The sequence below is a fragment of the Trinickia sp. genome (assembly GCF_051954495.1).
GTDB lineage: Bacteria > Pseudomonadota > Gammaproteobacteria > Burkholderiales > Burkholderiaceae > Trinickia.
On sequence record NZ_JBQCHR010000024.1, the window covers coordinates 46,563 to 59,955 of the forward strand.

General features: G+C 61.7%; 18 protein-coding genes and 1 tRNA gene. 3 read left to right on the forward strand and 16 right to left on the reverse strand.

Annotation, left to right across the window (positions count from 1 at the left end; translation table 11 throughout):
* Nucleotides 1-107: 107 nt before the first annotated feature.
* On the forward strand, nucleotides 108-914 hold the full coding sequence (locus tag ACTHNR_RS03225; RefSeq protein ID WP_440546022.1) for a hypothetical protein: 807 nt from the start codon (nucleotides 108-110) through the stop codon (nucleotides 912-914).
* A gap of 92 nt (nucleotides 915-1,006) precedes the next feature.
* Here ACTHNR_RS03225 and ACTHNR_RS03230 read toward each other — a convergent pair whose 3' ends face one another.
* Nucleotides 1,007-1,990, reverse strand: a complete 984-nt coding sequence (locus ACTHNR_RS03230; RefSeq protein WP_440546023.1) for a LysR family transcriptional regulator — start codon at nucleotides 1,988-1,990, stop codon at nucleotides 1,007-1,009.
* Nucleotides 1,991-2,093: 103 nt separating this feature from the next.
* Between ACTHNR_RS03230 and ACTHNR_RS03235 the strand changes: the two genes are divergently transcribed.
* Entirely contained in the window at nucleotides 2,094-2,468 is a 375-nt protein-coding gene (locus ACTHNR_RS03235; protein ID WP_440546024.1) for a nuclear transport factor 2 family protein, read from the forward strand.
* 69 nt (nucleotides 2,469-2,537) lie between these two features.
* On the opposite strand, the gene ACTHNR_RS03240 is transcribed toward ACTHNR_RS03235, so the two are convergent.
* The 7 genes from ACTHNR_RS03240 to ACTHNR_RS03270 all read right to left on the reverse strand — a co-directional run bounded on the left by ACTHNR_RS03240 (nucleotide 2,538) and on the right by ACTHNR_RS03270 (nucleotide 7,745).
* A tRNA-Thr gene (locus ACTHNR_RS03240) sits at nucleotides 2,538-2,613 on the reverse strand.
* A 19-nt stretch (nucleotides 2,614-2,632) separates the two neighbouring features.
* Entirely contained in the window at nucleotides 2,633-3,145 is a 513-nt protein-coding gene (locus ACTHNR_RS03245) for a ClpXP protease specificity-enhancing factor (RefSeq protein ID WP_440546025.1), read from the reverse strand.
* Between the two features lie 72 nt (nucleotides 3,146-3,217).
* Entirely contained in the window at nucleotides 3,218-3,829 is a 612-nt protein-coding gene (locus ACTHNR_RS03250) for a glutathione S-transferase N-terminal domain-containing protein (protein ID WP_006052302.1), read from the reverse strand.
* A gap of 102 nt (nucleotides 3,830-3,931) precedes the next feature.
* Nucleotides 3,932-4,696, reverse strand: a complete 765-nt coding sequence (locus ACTHNR_RS03255; protein WP_440546026.1) for a cytochrome c1 — start codon at nucleotides 4,694-4,696, stop codon at nucleotides 3,932-3,934.
* A 22-nt stretch (nucleotides 4,697-4,718) separates the two neighbouring features.
* The gene (locus tag ACTHNR_RS03260) at nucleotides 4,719-6,101 is read right to left on the reverse strand and encodes a cytochrome b (protein ID WP_440546028.1); all 1,383 of its coding nucleotides are present in this window, start codon (nucleotides 6,099-6,101) and stop codon (nucleotides 4,719-4,721) included.
* Entirely contained in the window at nucleotides 6,102-6,725 is a 624-nt protein-coding gene (gene petA, locus ACTHNR_RS03265; protein ID WP_440546029.1) for a ubiquinol-cytochrome c reductase iron-sulfur subunit, read from the reverse strand.
* A gap of 273 nt (nucleotides 6,726-6,998) precedes the next feature.
* A complete protein-coding gene (locus ACTHNR_RS03270; protein ID WP_440546030.1) occupies nucleotides 6,999-7,745 on the reverse strand; it encodes a Nif3-like dinuclear metal center hexameric protein in 747 nt (248 codons plus the stop codon).
* Between the two features lie 19 nt (nucleotides 7,746-7,764).
* Here ACTHNR_RS03270 and ACTHNR_RS03275 point away from each other — a divergent pair, with 19 nt between their 5' ends.
* Nucleotides 7,765-8,988 (forward strand): Do family serine endopeptidase, encoded by a 1,224-nt coding sequence (locus ACTHNR_RS03275; RefSeq protein WP_440546031.1) that lies wholly within the window; start codon nucleotides 7,765-7,767, stop codon nucleotides 8,986-8,988.
* Between the two features lie 49 nt (nucleotides 8,989-9,037).
* On the opposite strand, the gene tatC is transcribed toward ACTHNR_RS03275, so the two are convergent.
* The 8 genes from tatC to hisF all read right to left on the reverse strand — a co-directional run bounded on the left by tatC (nucleotide 9,038) and on the right by hisF (nucleotide 13,376).
* Nucleotides 9,038-9,817: a twin-arginine translocase subunit TatC gene (gene tatC, locus ACTHNR_RS03280; RefSeq protein ID WP_440546032.1), complete on the reverse strand. Its 780-nt coding sequence runs from the start codon at nucleotides 9,815-9,817 to the stop codon at nucleotides 9,038-9,040.
* A gap of 84 nt (nucleotides 9,818-9,901) precedes the next feature.
* Nucleotides 9,902-10,453, reverse strand: coding sequence for a Sec-independent protein translocase protein TatB (tatB, locus tag ACTHNR_RS03285; protein ID WP_440546033.1), 552 nt, complete (start codon nucleotides 10,451-10,453; stop codon nucleotides 9,902-9,904).
* A 138-nt stretch (nucleotides 10,454-10,591) separates the two neighbouring features.
* The gene (gene tatA, locus ACTHNR_RS03290) at nucleotides 10,592-10,840 is read right to left on the reverse strand and encodes a Sec-independent protein translocase subunit TatA (protein WP_440546034.1); all 249 of its coding nucleotides are present in this window, start codon (nucleotides 10,838-10,840) and stop codon (nucleotides 10,592-10,594) included.
* 117 nt (nucleotides 10,841-10,957) lie between these two features.
* The gene (locus ACTHNR_RS03295) at nucleotides 10,958-11,320 is read right to left on the reverse strand and encodes a histidine triad nucleotide-binding protein (RefSeq protein ID WP_440546036.1); all 363 of its coding nucleotides are present in this window, start codon (nucleotides 11,318-11,320) and stop codon (nucleotides 10,958-10,960) included.
* A 35-nt stretch (nucleotides 11,321-11,355) separates the two neighbouring features.
* Nucleotides 11,356-11,739 carry a DUF4870 family protein gene (locus ACTHNR_RS03300; protein ID WP_440546037.1) on the reverse strand — a complete coding sequence of 128 codons (384 nt, stop codon included), beginning with the start codon at nucleotides 11,737-11,739 and terminating at the stop codon, nucleotides 11,356-11,358.
* Nucleotides 11,740-11,806: 67 nt separating this feature from the next.
* Nucleotides 11,807-12,196, reverse strand: a complete 390-nt coding sequence (locus ACTHNR_RS03305) for a phosphoribosyl-ATP diphosphatase (RefSeq protein WP_440546038.1) — start codon at nucleotides 12,194-12,196, stop codon at nucleotides 11,807-11,809.
* Complete coding sequence (gene hisI, locus ACTHNR_RS03310) at nucleotides 12,193-12,603, reverse strand: phosphoribosyl-AMP cyclohydrolase (RefSeq protein ID WP_440546094.1); 411 nt, start codon at nucleotides 12,601-12,603, stop codon at nucleotides 12,193-12,195. Before hisI ends, ACTHNR_RS03305 begins: the two co-directional genes overlap by 4 nt.
* Nucleotides 12,603-13,376, reverse strand: coding sequence for an imidazole glycerol phosphate synthase subunit HisF (hisF, locus tag ACTHNR_RS03315; protein ID WP_440546039.1), 774 nt, complete (start codon nucleotides 13,374-13,376; stop codon nucleotides 12,603-12,605). The genes hisI and hisF overlap by 1 nt, the downstream gene beginning before the upstream one ends.
* Between the last annotated feature and the right edge of the window lie 17 nt (nucleotides 13,377-13,393).

The following is a 13,393-nucleotide window of genomic DNA, read 5'->3' on the forward strand; positions in this document are numbered from 1 at the left end:
CGCTCGACTCGAACGAGATGGACGTCAGGGAACTTGCCCCAGCGCTCCACGCCCTGGGCGACCTACTCGAACACGCGAACCGGGTCGTCAACGGCGAAACGTCGAAGGTGGCCGTGAACGTCAAAAGTCCGTTCCGAACAGGCAGTTTTGGAATCGACCTCACGCTGTACCAATCGATTTCCTCGAGTACGATCGACTTTTTCTCCACTAGGGAAGTCCAGGCTGTAGGCCTGCTATTGGCCTACCTTGGCCTCAATGCGCGGGAATGCGTGGCCGCCACGCGAAAAGGGTTGATCCACGTCCTGAAGTGGCTGCGCGGGCGGCCCATTTCGCGCGTTCACGCGACAGACGACGCAGCGGTTATCGCAGTCGAAACGGAATCGATCGAGATCGACCTCACGGTTCTTGCACTGTTCAGAGATGTGAAAACCCGCCAAGCGCTCGAGGGACTGATCACTCGACCGTTGTGCCGACCGGGCGTCGACTCGTTCTCCTGCGGCGCGGAAGGTGACGTTTTTGAGACCGTGAGCAAGTCGGAGGCGTATTGCTTCATCGTTCCGGACGAAGGGGACGAGGACTTGGGCGAAACGACGTTCACCGAAACGGTTCAAATCGTTCGATTGGAATTCAATCAAGAAAACAAATGGCGTTTCACCAATGGTGATCACACCTTCTACGCGCCGATTCTCGATGAAGCGTTTCTACGAAAGATCGCCAATAACGAAGCTTCGTTTTCGCGCGGCGACGTCCTTCAGGTAGTCGTGCGTCAGCGACAGAGCATGAGCGGCGAGCACATCAAGTCGGCGTACTTCATCGACAAGGTGGTGGAGCATCGGGCTGCCTATCGGCAGATGCGTCTGCCATTCGTTGATAGCTCGGATGGAGCAGTCGGCGCTTTGCGCGCTCGGAGGTGATTTGGCGCCGCAGGCCGCGAGCGCGGGCAACATCGGCCAGCGCCCTAGCGATGAACGCGGCATCATGCCAGCGACGCGCCTCGATTCACGCGTCACGATACTGCCTGCTTGGCGCTCGGCGAATCGGTCGGTAACCGCGAGCAGAGGGCCGGGCCTTTGGGCTGTAGCCCCGGCATCATGCCGACGACAAAGTCGATGAACGCTCTCACCTTGGCGGGAACGTGGTTCCGGCTGGGATAGTAGACGTAGAGCGGAAACGTCTCGTCGGGCCAGTCCGTCAGAAGTGGCTCCAGCGTGCCGGCGCGCAGATGAGCGTCGATTCCAAGTTCGATCACCTGAGCGATCCCGTAACCTGCGAGGCACGCTCCGAGCTTGGTTCCCGCATCCGTGACTGTGAGGTTTCCGCTGACGGCGACCTTCAACTTCTCGTCGCCCCGCCAGAACTCCCAGTCGAAGGGTCTGCCGGTAGCCGGATCAATAGCGAGGATGCATTCATGGCCATCGTCCACGAGATCCTGCGGCGATCTCGGCCGACCGCGTCGCGCGAGGTAAGACGGCGCGGCCACAGTCACGATTCGCGGACTATATAGCCTGCGACACACCAACGTGGAGACGGATGGCGGTCCGAACCGTATGGCGAGATCGAATCCGTCGCTCACCAAGTCGGAGAGGTCGTTCCGCGTCTCCAGCTTCAGTTGAAGCGCGGGATGATCGTTCAAGAACTGGGACAACTCCGGCGCCAACACAAGACGGGCGAACGCCGCATCGCACGCCACACGGAGTGTTCCCTTGACGACCGAAGTCTGGTCCGAGGCCCCGACCGTCGCCTCTTCGATCCCTTCCAGCAACGGCAGCACCTTCGACAATAGCTCATGCCCGGCGTCCGTCACTTCGACGTGCCGGCTCGTGCGATGCACGAGCTTTGCGCGGAGCCGATCCTCCAATCGTTGGATAGCGCGACTCACCGCGGGCTGGGTCTTACCCAGACGCGATGCGGCCCGGCCGAAGCTCTTCGTCTCGGCTAGCGCTGCAAGTGCAAGCAAGCCGCTAACGAGCCCCCCATCGAGATCGTCCATGATCGATGTCTTCCTGTAATGGCTGCGATGACCGGTTCGCACTATTCGAGCGCGGGAGGATCGTCCATTGTACGAGCCGTTCAACCACTGAGGACATCGAGCAATGAATCAGACCCAGGCCGTACTCGCTTTAATCGACGACTATTTCAATTTGGCTTACGAGCCGAAGAGCCGTGACTTCAATAAGGTCTTTCACCCGCGCTGTCTCGTGCAATGGGTTCACGAAGGTCAGTTGCAAACCCTGTCGGCGCCGGAATACGCGGCGCTCATCAACGGAAGACCGAGCCCTCAATCAACAGGTGCGCCCAGAGAAGAGGCAGTCCTGTCCATGGAGAACATCTCGGACGGCCTTTCAACGGCAACGGTAAGAGTGCGGATCGGAAATAGGCTCTTCAACGATCATTTCGTGCTGCATAAGGTGGAGGGTAGCTGGCTGATCGCAACCAAAGCGTCCACCGTCGTGCGGACGTTCGACTGAAGAGAGAAGCGTAGGTGGTGCAGAAACACGAAGGGGTTACGCAAACATCGCGTAACCCCTCGTCAGATATGGTGCCGGCTGCAGGACTCGAACCCGCCACCTGATGATTACAAATCAACTGCTCTACCAGATGAGCTAAGCCGGCGTAAGACCGCGATTCTACTTCATTTCACGACCTTGAGGTGGCCTTTCCCGCCGCCGCCTTTGCCGCCATCGTCATCGCTTCTCGGGGCGCGCTCCGCATCGCTGCTCGCGGCCGGTGCGCTCGCATCGCCGTCCGACGGCGAAGCTTCGGATTCCAATACATCGGCATCCTGTACTTCGCTCTCCGCCACCGGCCCGCCGGTTTGCGCGGCGCCCGTCGCGGGCTCGACCGGAAAGGCCATGCCCTGCCCGTTCTCGCGCGCATAGATCGCCAGCACATTGGCTACCTGCACTTCGATCTTATGCACCTTGCCTGAGAAGCGCGCGCTGAACTCGATCCACTCGTTGCCCATCTGCAGCTGGCTCGTCGCCTCGAAGCTGATGTTCAGCACGATCTCGTCGTTATGCACGAACTGACGCGGCACGCGCGTCTGGTTGTCCACACGCACGGCGATGTGCGGCGTATAACCGTTGTCGGTGCACCATTCGTACAACGCACGCAGCAAATAAGGCTTAGTCGAAATTTCTTGCATCAACTGTCCTCGTACAGAATCCGGCGCGCCGCCCGCGAACGCCATGCGTGCGGGCGGGCGACCGAACCCGATTTACCGGCGCATCACCTTTTCCGAGGGCGTCAGCGCCTCGATATACGCCGGGCGGCTGAAGATACGCTCGGCGTACTTCATCAGCGGCGCGGCATTCTTCGACAACTCGATGCCGTAGTGATCCAGACGCCACAAGAGCGGCGCGATCGCCACGTCCAGCATCGAGAACTCTTCGCCCAGCATGTACTTGTTCTTCAAGAAGATAGGCGCCAATTGCGTCAACCGATCGCGAATCGCGAGACGCGCTTTCTCGTGGTTCTTCTCCGCGGCCTTGCCCTTCTCGTTCTCGAGCGTGCCGACGTGAACGAACAACTCCTTTTCGAAGTTGAGCAGGAACAGGCGCGCACGCGCACGCTGCACCGGATCGGCCGGCATCAGCTGCGGATGCGGGAAGCGCTCGTCGATGTACTCGTTGATGATGTTCGATTCGTACAAAATCAAGTCGCGCTCGACCAGAATCGGCACCTGCCCGTACGGATTCATCACGGCGATGTCTTCCGGCTTGTTGAACAGGTCGACGTCGCGGATCTCGAAGTCCATGCCCTTTTCGAACAACACCAGCCGGCAACGCTGGGAAAACGGGCAAGTTGTGCCGGAATACAAAACCATCATGTCTAAAGTTTCCTCAAAAAGCTGAAGGGCCAGCACGCCGGAGCGCCCGCTCGTTGGAGCGAACCCTCCCTTGCACCGGCCCCACACCGTGTCACGGCGTGTTTATTTGACGTCCTTCCAGTAAGCCGCGTTGAGCCGCCAGGCGAAAAACGACAGTACGCCCAGGAAGATCAGCACCCACACGCCAAGCTGTCGGCGCGTCTGCTGGGTCGGCTCGGACATCCAAGTCAAGTACGCGACCAGATCGGCCACGGCAGAATCATAATCTACCCGGGACATCGTCCCAGGTTTTACGACTTGGAAGCCCGCGAACTCATGCGTCTTCTCGCCCGTCTCCTTGTCCGTCACGTCCTCGAATTTCGCTGTGCGCTCGCCCTGCAATTGCCACAGCACGTTCGGCATGCCGACGTTGTTGAACACCATGTTGTTCCAGCCCGTAGGCCGCGTGTCGTCGCGGTAGAAGCTGCGCAGGTACGTGTACAACCAGTCGCTGCCGCGCGCACGCGCTTCGACCGACAAATCGGGCGGCGCCACGCCGAACCACGCCTTTGCGTCGTCCGGCTTCAGCGCCACCGACATGGTGCCGCCTACCTTGTCGGTCGTGAACAGCAGGTTCTGCTCGATTTCCTTCTGCGAAATGCCGATCTGCTCGAGCGCGCTGTACCGCATCAGGTTCGCACTATGGCAGTTCAGGCAATAGTTTACAAACAATTGCGCTCCATGCTGCAAAGAAGCGATGTTGTGCATGTTGTCGGGCGCACGGTCGAGCGGAAAACCTTCCTCCGCATGCGCCGATCCGAGCGCCGCCGCCAACGTCAGAATGCTCGCCCCGCCGATCCGCGCGAGTTTGCTCAGCCAAGTCTTCATATCGTATTGTCCTCGCTCGCGATTAATGGGGCTTGAATCGAACGCGCTCGGGCGGCTGCTTGAAGGTGCCGAGCCGCGTCCAAAACGGCATGCCCAGGAAGAACGCGAAGTAGATCAGCGCGCAAATCTGGGCGATCAACGTCGCCGCCGGCGAAGGCGGTTTCGTCCCCAAAAAGGCAAGCGTCAGGAACGCCAGCACGAAAATTCCGTAGAAAACCTTGTGGAAGAACGGCCGGTATCGGATCGACTTGACGGGACTGCGGTCGAGCCAAGGCAGGAAGAACAGCGAAATCACCGCCGAGCCCATCACCACGACACCCCAGAACTTCGCTTCGGTGAACGCCATGAAGACGATCACGAGCGCAGCCAGAACGGGCAAGCCGATGCGCCACTTGCCGCGGGCTCGGGCGAGCGCCAGCAAACCGAGCAGGCCGATGACGATCATCAGCACGATCTTGAACGGGTCCGTCGTCGCACGCAGCATCGCGTAGAACGCCGTGAAGTACCAGACCGGCGCGATTTCGGGCGGCGTCTGCAGCGGGTTCGCGGGGATGAAGTTGTTCGATTCGAGGAAGTATCCGCCCATCTCCGGCGCGAAGAAAATGATCGCCGCAAAAACGATCAAGAACACGCATACGCCGAAGAAGTCGTGCACCGAATAGAACGGATGGAACGGGATGCCGTCGAGCGGCTTGCCGTCCGGGTCCTTCTTCGCCTTGATCTCGATCCCGTCGGGGTTGTTCGACCCGACTTCGTGCAGCGCGACGATATGCACGAACACGAGCCCAAGCAGCACGAGCGGAATCGCGATCACGTGGAACGCGAAGAAGCGGTTCAGCGTGATGTCGGACACGACGTAATCGCCGCGAATCCACAGCGACAGATCCGGGCCGACGAACGGGATGGCCGAGAACAAGTTCACGATGACCTGCGCGCCCCAATACGACATCTGCCCCCAAGGCAGCAGGTAGCCGAAAAACGCCTCGGCCATGAGGCACAGAAAGATCGCACAGCCGAAGATCCAGACGAGTTCGCGCGGCTTGCGATACGAGCCGTACATCAGCCCGCGGAACATGTGCAGGTAGACGACGACGAAGAACATCGACGCGCCCGTCGAGTGCATGTACCGAATCAGCCAGCCCCAGGGCACTTCGCGCATGATGTACTCGACCGACGCGAAGGCGAGCTGCGAATCGGGCTTGTAGTTCATCGTCAGGAAGATGCCCGTGACGATCTGGTTCACGAGCACGAGCAGCGCGAGCGAGCCGAAGAAATACCAGAAGTTGAAGTTCTTCGGCGCGTAATACTCGGACAAATGCGCTTTCCATGTCGACGTCATCGGGAAGCGCCGGTCGATCCATCCGGCCAAGCCCGTCGATTCCACTTGGTTTTCCGTTGTCGCCATTTACGCCTCTCCTTGCTCGTCTTTACCGATCACGACGGTGCTGCCGTTGTTCGTGAACATGTAGCGGGGAACGTCGAGGTTCTGCGGCGCGGGCTTGTTCTTGAAGACTCGGCCGTCGAGATCGTAGGTGGAGCCGTGGCAGGGGCACAAAAAGCCGCCCGGCCAGTTGTCCGGCAGGTTCGGTTGCGGCCCCGGCGTGAAGCGCGAGGTGGGCGAGCAGCCCAGATGCGTACAGACGGCCACGACGACGAGGATGTTCTTGTGATCGGCCCGCGACCGGTATTCGTTGTTGCAGTACTCGGGCAACGGCATGGTGAACGGGTTCTTCGACTTCGGATCGGCCACCTCGCCGTCGGCCTTCTTGACCTCGGCGAGCATGTCGTCGGTTCGATTCAGAATCCAGACGGGCTTGCCGCGCCAGGAGACGGTCATCATCTCGCCGGGCTTCAAACCGCTGATGTCGACTTCGACGGGCGCGCCGCCCGCCTTGGCTTTCGCCGATGGCTCTAAGGAGTCCACGAAAGGTACGACAGCGGCTACGCCTCCAAAGCCGCCCATTACGGACGTCGCAATCAGCCAGGTACGGCGGCTGCCGTCGACGCGTTCCTCTTCTTTATCTCGCATCACACGCCCCACTTCTAAGTTGGATATTCCGTCACCGCTTTTTGCACACCGCCGCTAGTTTGCGCGAATGGAGTCGGCATTTACAAGAGCCGTCCGACAAAAACCGTGCGAAGCGTTGATTCTTAAGGGTTTCCCCGTATCCGACGGGCGGTATTTCGTCTCCGTTTCTCGTTAAGTATTTGCTGTATCGGCATGGTCGTTGCCGAAACGCGGTTTCGCATCAGCCAAAATGCAAAAAATCGTCCGCTGCAATGCGGAAATTGCGGCGTTGCATCAAACCGGATTATCGATATCGATAAATAGATGTTCGACGTCGAAGCGCTCTGACAGATGCGCGCCAAGCGCCTGAACGCCGTACCGCTCCGTCGCATGATGCCCCGCAGCAAGGAAGGCGACGCCGCTTTCCAGGGCGATATGCGTGGTCGGCTCGGAGATCTCGCCGGTGAGGTAGACGTCCGCGCCGGCGTCGATGGCCGCTTCGAAGTAGTTCTGCGCGCCGCCCGTGCACCAGGCGATGCGGCGCAGCTCCGTATCCAGATCGCCCAGGATCATCGGCGCGCGGGCGAGCGTTTGCTCCACCTGTGCGGCGAAGTGCGCCAGCGTGATCGGCATCGGCAGCGTGGTTATCCAGCCCAGCCCGTCCGGGCCGAAGCGCGAATCGCCGATCAGCCCCAGCCGCGCGCCCAACTGGGCGTTGTTGCCGACTTCGGGGTGGTCGTCGAGCGGCAGATGGTAGGCGAACAGGCTCATCTCGTTGTCGAAGAGCTGCTTGAGCCGGCGGTACTTGCGGCCGGTGATCGGCGATGTTTCGTTCCGCCAGAAATAGCCGTGGTGAACAAGGACGGCGTCGGCGCCCCACTGCGCGGCCGCCTCGAGAAACGCGAGCGACGCCGTCACGCCCGTTGCGATCTTGTCGACGCGCCGCCGGCCTTCGACTTGCAGGCCATTCGGGCAGTAGTCCTTGAAACGCCCGATATCGAGCATGTCGTTCAAGTACAATTCAAGTTCGATCCGATCCATAGAAACCTCGATTCTTCAAATGCTTAGACGCTTCTGGCTGCTGTTCGCCCAAGCGGTGACGGTGCTGCTCGCACTCATGTTCATCGTGGTCACGCTCAAACCCCAGTGGCTGCAGCGGCAAGGGCAATTCGGCAAGCAGCTCGCCTCCCCGATCGTGGCGCTGCGGGAAGTCGCGCCCGGCTCCGGCTCGGGGCCGTCCACGGCCTCGTATGCCGACGCGGCGCAAAAGGCGATGCCGGCCGTCGTCAACGTGTTCTCGGGCAAGGGCGGGGCGCAGCCGCCGAATCCGCACGCAAAGGACCCGCTTTTTCGTTACTTCTTCGGCAATCCTAAGAATCCGCAACAGCAGCAACCGCAAGACGAACCGGCGACGAACCTCGGCTCGGGCGTCATCGTGAGTCCAGAAGGCTACATTCTAACGAACGAACATGTCGTGGACGGGGCAGACGAGATCGAGGTCGCGCTGCCCGACGGCCGCCGCACGAACGCGAAGGTCATCGGCGTCGATCCGGAAACCGATCTCGCCGTCCTGAAAATCGGCATCCCGAACCTGCCGACCATCACGCTCGGAAGGATGGACCAGGCCCGCGTCGGCGACGTCGTGCTGGCCATCGGCAATCCGTTCGGCGTCGGTCAAACGGTCACCATGGGCATTATCAGCGCACTCGGGCGCAACCATCTCGGCATCAACACGTTCGAGAACTTCATTCAGACCGACGCCCCGATCAATCCGGGCAACTCGGGCGGCGCGCTCGTCGATGTCAAAGGCAACCTGCTCGGAATCAATACGGCCATCTACTCGCGCTCGGGCGGCTCGCTCGGCATCGGGTTCGCCATCCCCGTTTCGACGGCGCGCAGCGTACTGGAAAGCATCATTACGACGGGATCGGTCACGCGCGGGTGGATCGGCGTCGAGCCGCAGGACGTCACGCCCGCCATCGCGGAATCGTTCGGGCTGGAGCAGCGCGGCACGATCGTCGCGGGCGTGCTGCAAGGCGGCCCCGCGGATAAAGCCGGCATCAAGCCGGGCGACGTCCTGCTCGACGTGAACGGCGAGGAGATCACCGACACCACGCGCCTCTTGAACGTGATCGCGCAGATCAAGCCCGGCACGCAGGCCAAGGTGAAGCTCATGCGCAAGAAGAAGGAGATGGACGTCGTCATCACGATCGGCAAGCGCCCGCCGCCGCCGAAGCAGGCCAACACCGAGGACGACAACAGCGACGCGCAGCAGGAGGAGTAAGCGGGGCGAGACGTGAGTCAAGCCTAGCGGGCAGCCTAGCGCGGCGGCGCTAGCCCGCCACGCCTTCTTCGTCGGCGACGGGAAGATCCTTGCCCACGATCAAGCGAGCCGCGATGATGCCGGCTTCGTAGAGAATGATGAGCGGCAGCGCGAGGATCAGCTGCGAAAAGACGTCGGGCGGCGTGACGACCGCCGCGACGATGAACGCGCCCACGACCACATAGGGCCGGATGCTGCGCAGCTTCTTGATCGTCAGCACCTTCATGCGCACGAGCAGCACGACGATGATCGGCACCTCGAACGTCACCCCGAACGCTAGAAACATCGACAGCACGAAGCTCAAGTAGTTGTCGATGTCGGTCGACATCTGCACGTCGAGCGGCGCGTTGTAGTGCGCCATGACGCGAAAGATCGTCGGGAAGACCACGAAATAGGCAAACGCCATCCCACAGAGAAACAGCACGTAGCTGCTGCCCACGAGCGGCGTGACGAGCTTCTTCTCGTGCTGATACAGCCCCGGCGCGACGAATGCCCAGATTTGATAGAGCACGATCGGCAGCGCGATGACGAGCGCGACGAGCATCGTCACCTTCACGGGCACGAAGAACGAGCCCGTGACGTCCGTCACGATCATCCGCCCGCCCTTGGGCAGATTTTCCATCAACGGCCGCGCGAGCAGCTTGAAGATGTCCGTCGCCCAATACACGAGCGACAGAAAGACGACGATGACGGCAATGCCCGCTTTGATGATGCGGTCGCGCAGCTCGACGAGATGCGAGATGAACGACTCTTCTGTGCCTTCGTTTTGATTGTGCTGGGGGTCGCTCACGCCGGCCCTCTCAAGGAGATCGACGCGCGCCGCGCCGATGGATCGGAAGATGGGAACTGTCGATGACGTGCATGGACGATGGGATCAAAGGAAGCGCCGCGGCTTGCGCAAGCTCTCGGGCGTATAGCGCGCCACGCGCGCCGCGCCCGATTGCACGTGCGAGCGTCGGGCCGTCGCGCGCTTGTACCACACCGGGGCCGCCGAGCGTTTGACACGCCAGCTGACGCGCTTGACGGACGGTCCCGCCGAAACGCCGCGCCACCTCGACGGCGTCGGACTCGCCACGGCGCCCGCATCGCTCGCGGCGTCTTCCGCAGCAGCGCCGCCCGCAATACTCGGCGAGACGGAACTGCCCGCGCGGAATGCATCGTTCAGTTCCGTCTCATGCTTGCGCAGGTTATCGTGGATGGTGTTTTCGACGTTGCGCGCGGCCGATTCGAATTCCGTCTTCATCCGACGCAATTCGTCCAGTTCGATCTCGCGCGTCACCTCGGCCTTCACGTCGTTGATGTAGCGCTGCGCGCGGCCAAAGAGCGCGCCGGCCGTCCGCGCGACGCGCGGCAACCGCTCCGGCCCCAGCACAACGAGCGCCACGACACCGATCAGCGCCATCTTCGTCAATCCGAGATCGAGCATGTCAGAGGCCTAGTCGTCCGTTGCGTCCGTTATCGATTGTCCGCGGCACTGCCGTGCGCGCGTATGAATGGCCATGACTGTCCGTACCGTTTCGTCCGCGCACCGCACCGCAGCTTGCCGGGCGTGTGCGCGGGGCGTTTAGCGGTAGTCGTTCGAGCGAGTTTTTTCCTTCGCCTCGACGTCGATCGTGCCCGAGCGCGGCAACTCGCGCCGCTCGGCCTCGGCCGGCGTGGTGGACGAGGGGGTGTCGGCATCTTTGACCCCTTCCTTGAACCCCTTCACCGCGCTGCCCAGATCGCTGCCGATGCTGCGTAGACGCTTCGTGCCGAACACGAGCGCGACGATCAAAAGCACGATCAACCAGTGCCAAATGCTGAATGAACCCATGAGACCCTCCCGAGCCTAACTGCCACGCTGCGTGGCGGCAAACAATACCGGCCTTGCGACCGTAATCGGGGCGCATGCGCCCCCGTCGATCGATGCGAAACGGGTAACGTCGCGCCTTCAGCCCATCCGCTTCCATGGCCGCGGACCCGCGAGAATGTGCGCATGCAAGTGGTAGACCTCCTGCCCGCCGCCCGGCCCCGTATTGATGACCGTTCGGAACCCCGTATCGCCGCCGGTGTACGCGCAACCGAGCTGCTCGGCCAGTCGCGCCACCAGAATCATCATTTTACCAAGCAGAGGCGCATCGCTTTCGGTGCAATTGGACAGCGTTTCCACGTGTTTTCGTGGAATGACGAGCACGTGCGTATCGGCAGCCGGGTGAATGTCCTTGAAGGCGACGAACTCTTCGTCCTCGTGCACTTTCGTGCTCGGAATCTCGCCCGAGGCGATCTTGCAAAAAAGGCAGTTGTCGTGGCTCATGGTGTTCCTGGTTTCGAATCGGGTGCGCGGCGCGATCAGATCCACGCGCGCGGGTCCAGCGGCTTGTCGTCGTAGAGGTACAGCCAGCCCTTCACGATACGGTACAGCATCCAAATGAAAACGGCCGCGAGAACGGGGATACCGATGAGGACGAACATGAGCACACCGCCGATGATATAGCCCGCGAGGCCCATCCAAAATGTTCGAATCAACCATTGCAGGTGCTGTTCATACGGCGTGCCGACGGCGTCGTCGCGCTTCAGGTAAGCAACGATAACGCCCACGAGGATGGAGACGCCACCCGTGAACAAATGGAGGGCATACAACGCATAAAGGATATGCGTGAGCATGCGCAGATCGCGCCCCCGCCCGGCTTCCGGCAAAGCGTACGAGGCGGGCTCACCCGGCCGTTGGTCCATTGCGTTCTCCCTGCACAATTGGCGTGGTCGATCCTTGCGGCATGGCGCGTTCGAGCGCCACGCCGGCTCAGCCGCCGTTTTCTTCGCGCTCGCGACGCTTTCTGAGCGCCTTTTCCTCGATGCCCGACATGCCTTCTCGCCGCTCGAGCTCCGCGATGACGTCCGCGGGGCTCAAATCGTAGTGAGACAGCATGACCAGGCAGTGAAACCAGAGATCGGCGACCTCGCCCACGAGCGCCGACGGCGCCCCGCCCTGGCGGACATCCTTCGCCGCGAGCACGACTTCGGTGGCCTCTTCGCCGATCTTCTTGAGCACCGCGTCGTCGCCCTTGTGGAACAGGCGAGAAACGTACGAAGCCTCGGGATCGCCGCCCTTGCGGCTGTCGATCACGGCAGCCAGCCGGAGCAGCGTGTCTTCGAGCGTCGATGCGGCGCTCGCTTGCGTGGATTGCGTCATCGGTAGATCTGTTCGGGGTCTTTCAGCACGGGATCGACGGCGACCCACTCGCCTTCGTCGACCGTACCTTCGAATTTCTGGAAAAAGCAGGAATGGCGACCGGTATGGCAAGCGATACCCGACACCTGCTCGACTTTGAGCAGCACGACATCTTCGTCGCAATCGAGCCGCACTTCATGGACGCGCTGTACGTGGCCCGACTCTTCGCCCTTGAACCACAAGCGCTGGCGGGAGCGCGAGAAATACACGGCGCGCCCCGTCTCGATCGTCTTGGCGAGCGCCTCGCGATTCATCCAGGCGAACATGAGCACATCTCCCGTGCTCGCCTCTTGCGCGATGACGGGCACGAGGCCGTTCGCATCCCATTGGACCTTGTCGAGCCAAGGTGTGTCTGCAGGAGCCGTCATCATTGCCTCACCGCGATGCCGCGCTCGGCCATGAAGCGCTTCGCTTCGCGCACCGTGTGCTCGCCATAGTGAAAGATGCTGGCGGCCAGCACCGCATCGGCATGACCGTCGAGAATGCCGTCGGCCAGATCCTTCAGCGAGCCGACGCCGCCCGAGGCGATCACGGGCACGGGTACGGCGTCCGACACCGCGCGCGTGAGCGCCAGATCGAACCCGCTCTTCGTGCCGTCGCGGTCCATGCTCGTCAGCAGGATCTCGCCCGCGCCGTAGTCGGCCATTTGCTTGGCCCACTCTACGACGTCGAGACCGGTTGCCTTGCGCCCGCCGTGCGTAAAGACTTCCCAGCGCGCCGGCTCGCCCTCGCCCGATACGCGTTTCGCATCGATCGCCACGACGATGCACTGCGAGCCGTACTTTTGCGCGGCCTCGCGCACGAGTTCGGGCCGTGCAACGGCCGATGAATTCATGCTGACTTTGTCCGCGCCGGCGTTGAGCAGCCGCCGCACGTCCTCGACCGCACGCACGCCCCCGCCGACCGTCAGCGGGATGAAGACCTGCGCCGCCACGGCTTCGATGATCGGGAGGATCAAGTCACGCTGATCGGAGGTGGCCGTGATGTCGAGGAACGTCAACTCGTCGGCGCCTTGTTCGTCATACCGGCGCGCGATTTCGACCGGATCGCCGGCATCGCGCAGCTCGACGAAATTGACGCCTTTGACGACGCGGCCGGCGGTCACGTCCAGGCAGGGAATGATGCGTTTAGCTAGAGCCATGTTGGTGCAAATGCCGC

Coding starts and splice junctions, on each gene's coding strand:
- ACTHNR_RS03230 (WP_440546023.1), bottom strand. CDS start 1,990: ATGGACGATCTCGATGGGGGGCTCGTTAGCGGCTTGCTTGCACTTGCA.
- ACTHNR_RS03235 (WP_440546024.1), top strand. CDS start 2,094: ATGAATCAGACCCAGGCCGTACTCGCTTTAATCGACGACTATTTCAAT.
- ACTHNR_RS03245 (WP_440546025.1), bottom strand. CDS start 3,145: ATGCAAGAAATTTCGACTAAGCCTTATTTGCTGCGTGCGTTGTACGAA.
- ACTHNR_RS03250 (WP_006052302.1), bottom strand. CDS start 3,829: ATGATGGTTTTGTATTCCGGCACAACTTGCCCGTTTTCCCAGCGTTGC.
- ACTHNR_RS03255 (WP_440546026.1), bottom strand. CDS start 4,696: ATGAAGACTTGGCTGAGCAAACTCGCGCGGATCGGCGGGGCGAGCATT.
- ACTHNR_RS03260 (WP_440546028.1), bottom strand. CDS start 6,101: ATGGCGACAACGGAAAACCAAGTGGAATCGACGGGCTTGGCCGGATGG.
- petA (WP_440546029.1), bottom strand. CDS start 6,725: ATGCGAGATAAAGAAGAGGAACGCGTCGACGGCAGCCGCCGTACCTGG.
- ACTHNR_RS03270 (WP_440546030.1), bottom strand. CDS start 7,745: ATGGATCGGATCGAACTTGAATTGTACTTGAACGACATGCTCGATATC.
- ACTHNR_RS03275 (WP_440546031.1), top strand. CDS start 7,765: ATGCTTAGACGCTTCTGGCTGCTGTTCGCCCAAGCGGTGACGGTGCTG.
- tatB (WP_440546033.1), bottom strand. CDS start 10,453: ATGCTCGATCTCGGATTGACGAAGATGGCGCTGATCGGTGTCGTGGCG.
- tatA (WP_440546034.1), bottom strand. CDS start 10,840: ATGGGTTCATTCAGCATTTGGCACTGGTTGATCGTGCTTTTGATCGTC.
- ACTHNR_RS03295 (WP_440546036.1), bottom strand. CDS start 11,320: ATGAGCCACGACAACTGCCTTTTTTGCAAGATCGCCTCGGGCGAGATT.
- ACTHNR_RS03300 (WP_440546037.1), bottom strand. CDS start 11,739: ATGGACCAACGGCCGGGTGAGCCCGCCTCGTACGCTTTGCCGGAAGCC.
- ACTHNR_RS03305 (WP_440546038.1), bottom strand. CDS start 12,196: ATGACGCAATCCACGCAAGCGAGCGCCGCATCGACGCTCGAAGACACG.
- hisI (WP_440546094.1), bottom strand. CDS start 12,603: ATGACGGCTCCTGCAGACACACCTTGGCTCGACAAGGTCCAATGGGAT.
- hisF (WP_440546039.1), bottom strand. CDS start 13,376: ATGGCTCTAGCTAAACGCATCATTCCCTGCCTGGACGTGACCGCCGGC.